At 65.7% G+C, this 7,251-nt stretch carries 13 protein-coding genes and 1 pseudogene; 13 read left to right on the top strand and 1 reads right to left on the bottom strand.

Translation table 11 applies throughout. The features are described from left to right. Window positions 1-315 (top strand): annotated as a pseudogene (locus ACFQ9K_RS35445) (triacylglycerol lipase); the annotation flags it as partial. Window positions 316-333: 18 nt separating this feature from the next. Here the strand turns inward: ACFQ9K_RS35445 and ACFQ9K_RS35440 are convergent. Continuing rightward, window positions 334-810, bottom strand: coding sequence for a hotdog fold domain-containing protein (locus ACFQ9K_RS35440; RefSeq protein ID WP_378727262.1), 477 nt, complete (start codon window positions 808-810; stop codon window positions 334-336). 184 nt (window positions 811-994) lie between these two features. On the opposite strand from ACFQ9K_RS35440, the gene ACFQ9K_RS35435 reads away from it, so the two are divergent. From ACFQ9K_RS35435 to rpsQ, 12 genes are all read left to right on the top strand, one after another. Then, entirely contained in the window at window positions 995-1,405 is a 411-nt protein-coding gene (locus tag ACFQ9K_RS35435; protein ID WP_378727264.1) for a hypothetical protein, read from the top strand. Window positions 1,406-1,925: 520 nt separating this feature from the next. After that, a complete protein-coding gene (rpsJ, locus tag ACFQ9K_RS35430) occupies window positions 1,926-2,231 on the top strand; it encodes a 30S ribosomal protein S10 (protein ID WP_003938093.1) in 306 nt (101 codons plus the stop codon). A 14-nt stretch (window positions 2,232-2,245) separates the two neighbouring features. Further along, window positions 2,246-2,911, top strand: coding sequence for a 50S ribosomal protein L3 (gene rplC, locus ACFQ9K_RS35425; RefSeq protein WP_040731331.1), 666 nt, complete (start codon window positions 2,246-2,248; stop codon window positions 2,909-2,911). Then, on the top strand, window positions 2,908-3,582 hold the full coding sequence (gene rplD / locus ACFQ9K_RS35420; protein WP_378726689.1) for a 50S ribosomal protein L4: 675 nt from the start codon (window positions 2,908-2,910) through the stop codon (window positions 3,580-3,582). Before rplC ends, rplD begins: the two co-directional genes overlap by 4 nt. Then, window positions 3,579-3,884 (top strand): 50S ribosomal protein L23, encoded by a 306-nt coding sequence (gene rplW / locus ACFQ9K_RS35415; protein ID WP_040731336.1) that lies wholly within the window; start codon window positions 3,579-3,581, stop codon window positions 3,882-3,884. The genes rplD and rplW overlap by 4 nt, the downstream gene beginning before the upstream one ends. Before the next feature lie 33 nt (window positions 3,885-3,917). Beyond that, a complete protein-coding gene (rplB, locus tag ACFQ9K_RS35410) occupies window positions 3,918-4,757 on the top strand; it encodes a 50S ribosomal protein L2 (protein ID WP_040731337.1) in 840 nt (279 codons plus the stop codon). Between the two features lie 15 nt (window positions 4,758-4,772). Next, entirely contained in the window at window positions 4,773-5,054 is a 282-nt protein-coding gene (rpsS, locus tag ACFQ9K_RS35405) for a 30S ribosomal protein S19 (protein ID WP_107654114.1), read from the top strand. Continuing rightward, window positions 5,051-5,452, top strand: a complete 402-nt coding sequence (gene rplV, locus ACFQ9K_RS35400; protein WP_107654115.1) for a 50S ribosomal protein L22 — start codon at window positions 5,051-5,053, stop codon at window positions 5,450-5,452. Before rpsS ends, rplV begins: the two co-directional genes overlap by 4 nt. Further along, window positions 5,453-6,256, top strand: coding sequence for a 30S ribosomal protein S3 (rpsC, locus tag ACFQ9K_RS35395; protein WP_040731339.1), 804 nt, complete (start codon window positions 5,453-5,455; stop codon window positions 6,254-6,256). 4 nt (window positions 6,257-6,260) lie between these two features. Beyond that, window positions 6,261-6,677, top strand: a complete 417-nt coding sequence (rplP, locus tag ACFQ9K_RS35390) for a 50S ribosomal protein L16 (protein WP_025347180.1) — start codon at window positions 6,261-6,263, stop codon at window positions 6,675-6,677. After that, entirely contained in the window at window positions 6,677-6,916 is a 240-nt protein-coding gene (gene rpmC, locus ACFQ9K_RS35385; RefSeq protein WP_039822417.1) for a 50S ribosomal protein L29, read from the top strand. Before rplP ends, rpmC begins: the two co-directional genes overlap by 1 nt. Next, window positions 6,913-7,185 carry a 30S ribosomal protein S17 gene (rpsQ, locus tag ACFQ9K_RS35380; protein WP_378726694.1) on the top strand — a complete coding sequence of 91 codons (273 nt, stop codon included), beginning with the start codon at window positions 6,913-6,915 and terminating at the stop codon, window positions 7,183-7,185. The genes rpmC and rpsQ overlap by 4 nt, the downstream gene beginning before the upstream one ends. Window positions 7,186-7,251 lie beyond the last annotated feature (66 nt).

The raw sequence follows: 7,251 nt of genomic DNA, 5'->3' as shown, positions 1-7,251 counted from the left end.
CAGATCGCGGCCCAGGTCTTCGGAACTCCGGGACAGCAGCAGGTGGTTGGGTCACCGCTGCTGAACCGGCTGAACGCGGGAGGCGAGACCGTGCCTGGTGTCCGGTACACGGCGCTCGCCTCCCGCGCCGACGAAATCATCACCCCGCAGGAGACCGCGTTGCTCGCCGCGCCCACCGGTGCCAACCGCAACGTCTGGCTGCAGGACGGCTGCCCGACCGATATCGCGAATCACAGTGGCCTGCTCGGTGACACGCGCGCGGCCGCGGTGGTGCTCAGCGCGCTGGCCGACGACAACCGCGCCCTGCCCTGCTAGGCGGGCGCGGCCGGGGGACTACTTCGGGGTGACCCAGGTGGTGATGTCCGCGTGCACGACCTCGAGCCCGTGCTTGTCGTAGACCGAGACCGGCACGATCAGGTTCTGTCCCTCGGTGATCGTGCTGAAGTCCGGGATCTCGGTCAGCTTCGCGACGGCCCGCAGGCTGGTCTCGGCCTTGGCCAGGTACTGCACGTTCATCGCCTTCGGGATCCAGCGGTGGGTGCTCGGCACGGTCGCCTCGCTCAGCATGCCCATGGCCACCTCGGCCAGGTTGCACGCCGCGATGGCGTGATAGGTGCCGAGGTGGTTGTGGATGCCGAACCACTTCGGCGAGGTCACCTCGCACAGGCCGGGCTCGAGCCGCACGACGCTCGGCAGCACCGTGCCGAAGTACGGCACCCGCGCCACCATGCCCAGCGAGAACAGCGTGTGACCGAGCCGGTTGTCCGGCAGCTTCTTCCAGCTGCGGAGGGTGGCAGTCTCTTTCGTCATGCGCTCATCTTACTGCTGAGTAAGTTCGGTCGGTCCAGTGTGCCCCAATTCACTGGCGCGGTGCGATAAGGGCTACCTGGTCGGCGGTTCAACTTGCTATATTTCTTGGTTGCGTCGATCGCTGACGCGGCTGGGGGCCGACGCCATTTCCGTTGGTGCACAGGGGAACTGGGAGATCTTGGACATGGGTATTCGTTCTGTCGTCGCGGCATTCGGCATCGCCCTCGGCGGCGCCGCCATCGCGGCCTCGGCCGGCGCGGGTGAGGCCGCGGCCTTCACTCCGGTCATCGCGCCCGAGCACGGCATCTACCTCGGCGTCGACCTCGACCACAACGAGACGGTCGCGCTGGCGCGCAGCCCGCTCGCCGGGCTGCTCAACGCCCCGCTGACCACCGACGGCCTGTTCTACCTCGACGAGAAGTCGGTGTATCAGGGTGGTGTCGAGGTCGACGGCATCCGGTACAGCGACAATCTCGAATTCGCCGGCGTCGCGGGCGAGGCGGCGAACACCCGCGGCGGCACCCTGTCGCTCGCGGTGGTCGATCCGGCCGTCTTCGACGGCTCGAAGTACGTGATCATTCAGGATCTGCGCTGACCCGACCGTCCGGGCTGGGATCCGGCCCGATCTGACCAGCGGCGGCGGCCGTGACGACCCTTCGGGATCGTCGCCCGCCGCCTTTGCTGTCTCCGTTGTCATGCCTGTGACCTGGGCGGAGCGGCTCGCGGGGGCCGGATTTGAAGTAGCCGACCGCGTCGGGCATACTGTTCGGGTTGCCTTGCACCGGGCCGTGCCTGTTTTCGAACGGGATGGCTAGGCGAGGCGAGAACTACCAATCGTGTACCTCACTGGTTCATCCGGTGTGGGTACGTCCGGGAACACGGTTCCAGGCCTGAGATGAAGTCGATCCGGGGCCGAGGAATGAGCGGATGGGCGACACGCCCGACCGCGTGGACCGGAGAACCATGACAGATGAACAGCGGCGAGGATCAGGCACGCGTGCTTGGTCGCGGTCTCACGTGAGACGTCTTCGTGTGTTCGGGCTGTGCAAATTGAGGGTGGTACGGAAGCCAGCTTCCGGATCACGAAGGTATAAGCGGAGAAAAGGACACTTAGCGTGGCGGGACAGAAGATCCGCATCAGGCTCAAGGCCTACGACCACGAGGCGATCGACGCGTCAGCGCGCAAGATCGTTGAGACGGTGACCCGCACTGGGGCCCGTGTCGTCGGGCCGGTGCCGTTGCCGACCGAGAAGAACGTGTACTGCGTCATCCGTTCGCCGCACAAGTACAAGGACTCGCGCGAGCACTTCGAGATGCGTACGCACAAGCGGCTTATCGACATCCTCGACCCGACGCCGAAGACGGTCGACGCGCTGATGCGCATCGACCTGCCGGCCAGCGTCGACGTCAACATTCAGTGACGGGGACTGGAGATATGACTGACAACAAGAACAGGCCCGCGGCGGGCATCCTTGGCACCAAGCTCGGGATGACCCAGGTGTTCGACGAGAAGAATCGCGTCGTTCCCGTGACCGTCATCAAGGCCGGACCGAACGTAATCACCCAGATCCGCACCGTGGAGCGCGACGGCTACAGCGCCGTCCAGGTCGCTTTCGGCGCCATCGACCCGCGCAAGGTGAACAAGCCGGTCTCCGGCCAGTTCGCCAAGGCCGGGGTCACCCCGCGCCGGCACGTTGCCGAGATCCGCGTCGCCGACGCGTCCACCTTCGAGGTCGGCCAGGAGATCAACGCCGACGTCTTCGAAGAGGGCACCTACGTCGACGTGACGGGTACCAGCAAGGGCAAGGGCTTCGCCGGCACCATGAAGCGTCACGGCTTCGCCGGTCAGGGCGCTTCGCACGGTGCGCAGGCTGTGCACCGTCGCCCCGGCTCCATCGGTGGCTGCGCCACCCCCGGCCGCGTGTTCAAGGGCATGCGCATGTCGGGTCGTATGGGTAACGACCGCGTCACCACGCAGAACCTCTCGGTTCACAAGGTCGACGCCGAAAACGGCCTGCTGCTGATCAAGGGAGCGATCCCGGGTCGTCGCGGCAACGTCGTGATCGTCAAGAGCGCAGTGAAGGGTGGTGCGCACGCATGACCAGCCTGGAAAAGAAGGCCAACCTGACCCTGCCGGTCAAGGAACTGGGCGGCAAGACCAATGGCACCGTCGAACTCCCCGCGGAGATCTTCGACGTGACCGCGAACATCTCGCTGATGCACCAGGTGGTCATCGCGCAGCTGGCCGCGGCCCGCCAGGGCACGCACTCCACCAAGACCCGCGGTGAAGTCCGCGGTGGTGGCAAGAAGCCGTACCGGCAGAAGGGCACCGGCCGCGCCCGTCAGGGCTCGACCCGCGCGCCGCAGTTCACCGGTGGTGGCGTCGTGCACGGCCCGCAGCCGCGCGACTACAGCCAGCGCACCCCCAAGAAGATGATCCGCGCCGCACTGCGTGGAGCACTTTCGGACCGGGCGCGCAACGAGCGCATCCACGTGATCACCGAACTGGTCGCCGGGCAGGACCCGTCGACCAAGACGGCCAAGAGCTTCCTCGCGGAGCTGTCGGACCGCAAGAAGTTCCTGCTCGTCCTCGGACGTGAGGACATCGCGGCCTGGAAGAGCGTGCAGAACCTCGAGTTCGTGCACCCGATCGCGCCGGACCAGCTCAACACCTATGACGTGCTGGAAAGCGACGAGGTCGTATTCAGCGTGGAGGCACTCAACGCCTTCGTGCACGGCCCCGCCGAGGCGGCACAGGAGGAGAGCAAGTGACCACCATCGCCGACCCCCGCGACATCCTGCTGGCGCCGGTCATCTCGGAGAAGTCCTACGGACTCATCGAGGAAGGCACCTACACCTTCATCGTGCACCCGGATTCCAACAAGACGCAGATCAAGATTGCCGTCGAGAAGGTCTTCGGTGTCACGGTTACCAGCGTCAACACCGCCAACCGTCAGGGCAAGCGCAAGCGGACCCGCTTCGGTTACGGCAAGCGCAAGAACACCAAGCGCGCGCTCGTGACCATCTCGGCCGACAGCAAGCCCATCGAGATCTTCGGAGGCCCGGTCGCGTAAGCGCCTGGGACTCCAGAAAGAAGAGAAGAACTCATGGCAATTCGTAAGTACAAGCCGACAACCCCCGGTCGCCGCGGGTCGTCCGTTTCGGACTTCGCTGAGATCACTCGGTCGACCCCCGAGAAGTCGCTGATCCGTCCGCTGCACAGCAAGGGTGGTCGTAATGCGCATGGTCGCATCACCACTCGGCACCGCGGTGGCGGCCACAAGCGGGCCTACCGTCTGATCGACTTCCGTCGACTGGACAAGGACGGCATCCCGGCCAAGGTCGCGCATATCGAGTACGACCCGAACCGCACGGCGAACATCGCGCTGCTGCACTTCGTGGACGGCGAGAAGCGCTACATCATCGCGCCCAAGGGCGTCGTGCAGGGCACCCCGATCGAGTCCGGCCCCACGGCCGACATCAAGCCGGGCAACAACCTGCCGCTGCGCAACATCCCGACCGGTACCACCATCCACGCGGTGGAGCTGCGTCCGGGCGGCGGCGCGAAGATGGCCCGTTCGGCCGGATCCAGCATCCAGCTGCTCGGTAAGGAAGGCACCTACGCCACGCTGCGTATGCCCTCCGGCGAAATCCGCCGCGTCGACGTGCGCTGCCGCGCCACCGTCGGCGAGGTCGGCAACGCCGAGCAGTCGAACATCAACTGGGGCAAGGCCGGCCGTATGCGCTGGAAGGGCCGCCGCCCCACCGTCCGTGGTGTCGTGATGAACCCGGTCGACCACCCGCACGGTGGTGGTGAGGGTAAGACCTCCGGTGGTCGCCACCCGGTCTCGCCGTGGGGACAGCCGGAAGGCCGTACCCGCAAGCCCAACCGTCCGAGCGACAAGCTCATCGTCCGCCGCCGCAAGTCCGGCAAGAACAAGCGCTGAAGGAGGAGGTAAGAAATGCCACGCAGCCTCAAGAAAGGCCCGTTCGTCGACGACCACCTCCTCGCGAAGGTGGACGTGCAGAACGAGAAGGGCACGAAGCAGGTCATCAAGACCTGGTCGCGTCGTTCGACCATCATCCCCGATTTCATCGGTCACACCTTCGCCGTCCACGACGGTCGCAAGCACGTGCCGGTGTTCGTCTCGGACAACATGGTCGGGCACAAGCTCGGTGAGTTCGCGCCGACCAGGACGTTCAAGAGCCACATCAAGGACGACCGGAAGAGCAAGCGGCGATGACGACTGACACTCAGAATCCGACTGCACGCGCGACGGCCAAGCACGTTCGCGTGACCCCGATGAAGGCTCGCCGTGTCGTGGACCTGGTCCGCGGCAAGCGAGTCGAAGATGCCCTGGCGATCCTGAAGTTCGCGCCGCAGGCCGCGAGCGAGCCAGTGGCCAAGGTCGTGGCCAGCGCCGCGGCGAACGCCGAGAACAACCTCGGCCTGAACCCGGCCACCCTGGTCATCTCGACGGCCTACGTCGACGAGGGTGCGACCATGAAGCGGTTCCAGCCGCGCGCCCAGGGTCGTGCGTTCCGCATTCGCAAGCGCACCAGCCACATCACCATCGAGGTCGAGAGCATCCCCACCGCCGGTGGAGCAACTCGCAACCGCCGGAAGGGAGGGGCAAAGTAAATGGGACAGAAAATCAATCCCCATGGCTTCCGCCTCGGTATCACCACCGACTGGAAGTCGCGTTGGTACGCGGACAAGCAGTACGCGGACTACGTGAAGGAAGATGTCGCCATCCGTAAGCTCCTCGCCACCGGCATGGAGCGGGCGGGCATCTCCAAGGTGGAGATCGAGCGGACGCGGGATCGCGTCCGGGTCGACATCCACACCGCTCGTCCGGGCATCGTCATCGGTCGCCGTGGCGCCGAGGCCGATCGCATCCGGGCCGAGCTGGAGAAGCTCACCAAGAAGCAGGTGCAGCTGAACATCCTCGAGGTCAAGAACCCCGAGTCGGATGCGCAGCTGGTTGCTCAGGCCGTGGCCGAGCAGCTGTCGAACCGTGTGGCGTTCCGTCGTGCGATGCGTAAGGCCATCCAGTCGGCCATGCGTTCGCCGAACGTCAAGGGCATCCGCGTGCAGTGCTCGGGCCGCCTCGGTGGCGCCGAAATGTCGCGCTCGGAGTTCTACCGCGAGGGTCGGGTTCCGCTGCACACGCTGCGTGCCGACATCGACTACGGCCTCTACGAGGCCAAGACCACCTTCGGTCGCATCGGCGTGAAGGTTTGGATCTACAAGGGCGACATCGTCGGTGGCAAGCGTGAGCTCGCCGCCGCCAGCGCGCCGGCCGGCGATCGTGATCGTCCGCGCCGCGAGCGTCCGTCTCGCCCGCGTCGGTCCGGCTCCGCCGGTACCACGGCGACCAGCACCGAGGCCGGACGCGCCGCCACCGCGGTGGTGGACGCTCCGGCAGAGACACAGGAGGGCTGACGCAATGCTGATGCCTCGTAAGGTCAAGCACCGCAAGCAGCACCACCCCGGTCGTTCCGGCATGGCCAAGGGCGGCACCTCGGTGGCGTTCGGCGAGTTCGGGATCCAGGCGCTGGAGCCGGCTTACGTGACCAACCGGCAGATCGAGTCGGCACGTATCGCGATGACCCGCCACATCAAGCGTGGCGGCAAGATCTGGATCAACATCTACCCGGATCGCCCGCTCACCAAGAAGCCCGCCGAGACCCGCATGGGTTCCGGTAAGGGTTCGCCGGAGTGGTGGATCGCGAACGTCAAGCCCGGCCGCGTGATGTTCGAGATGAGTTACCCCAATGAGGAGATCGCTCGCGAGGCCCTGCGCCGCGCGATGCACAAGCTCCCGATGAAGTGCAGGATCGTGACCAGGGAGGAGCAGTTCTGATGGCTACCGAAACACCGGCCGCAGAGCTCCGCGAGCTCACCGAAGAAGAGTTGGTGCAGAAGCTGCGCGACTCCAAGGAAGAGCTGTTCAACCTGCGCTTCCAGATGGCGACGGGTCAGCTGGACAACAACCGTCGGCTGCGCGTGGTTCGTCACGAGATCGCGCGCATCTACACGGTCATGCGCGAGCGCGAGCTCGGTCTGGCCTCCGGACCCGCTGACAAGGGAGATGCGGCATGACCGAACAGAAAGTCGAAGAGCGCAACAGCCGCAAGGTTCGTACCGGCTACGTCGTCTCGGACAAGATGAACAAGACGATCGTCGTCGAGCTGGAAGACCGTAACCGGCACCCGCTCTACGGCAAGATCATTCGCACCACCTCCAAGGTGAAGGCGCATGACGAGAACGAGATCGCCGGCATCGGCGACCGCGTCCAGCTGATGGAGACCCGACCGCTGTCGGCGACCAAGCGCTGGCGTCTGGTCGAGGTGCTGGAGAAGGCCAAGTAGCCTTTCCGGTCTGAATGCCGAAGGCCCGCTTCCCGTTCGGGAGGCGGGCCTTCGTCGTTTCCGGCG

Origin of the sequence: Nocardia sp. NPDC056564, assembly GCF_042793755.1 — a bacterium.
In the GTDB taxonomy this organism is placed as follows: domain Bacteria; phylum Actinomycetota; class Actinomycetes; order Mycobacteriales; family Mycobacteriaceae; genus Nocardia.
The sequence above is the reverse complement of the archived record's forward strand: the minus strand, read 5'-3'. Positions and strand labels throughout refer to the sequence as shown.